Source organism: Pseudonocardia sp. SID8383, from assembly GCF_009864975.1.
Classification (GTDB): domain Bacteria; phylum Actinomycetota; class Actinomycetes; order Mycobacteriales; family Pseudonocardiaceae; genus Pseudonocardia; species Pseudonocardia alni.
On sequence record NZ_WWFY01000943.1, the window covers coordinates 1 to 429 of the forward strand.

At 77.2% G+C, this 429-nt stretch carries 1 protein-coding gene; it reads left to right on the top strand.

The genetic code is table 11. The features are described 5' to 3' along the window. Positions 1-429: glycosyltransferase (locus tag GTW08_RS22445; protein ID WP_161152482.1), on the top strand; the 429-nt coding region annotated here is incomplete at both ends.

Sequence of the window (429 nt, forward strand, 5' to 3'; positions counted from 1 at the left end):
GCGGGCCCGGTTCGGCCGCTACGTGCTCTCGGTCGGCGGGATCGAGCCGCGCAAGGGCACCGCCGACCTGGTCGAGGCGATGGCGCTGCTCGGGCCCGGTGCACGACTGGTGATCGGCGGCGGCGAGACGCTGTTCGACTACCGCGACTACCGCGCCCGGGTGCTCGCCCGGGCCGACGAGCTGGGCGTCGTCCCGGACATCCTCGGCCCCGTCGACGACGACGCGCTGCCCGGCCTGATGGCGGGTGCGGCGGCGTTCGCGTTCCCGTCGGCCAAGGAGGGCTTCGGCCTGGCCGCGATGGAGGCACTGGCCGCCGGGGTCCCGCTGGTGACCCGGGACCTGCCGGTGCTGCGCGAGGTGTTCGGCGACGCGGCACGGTTCGCCCGCGACCCCGCCGGGTTCGCCGCCGCGCTCGCCGACGCGCTGGC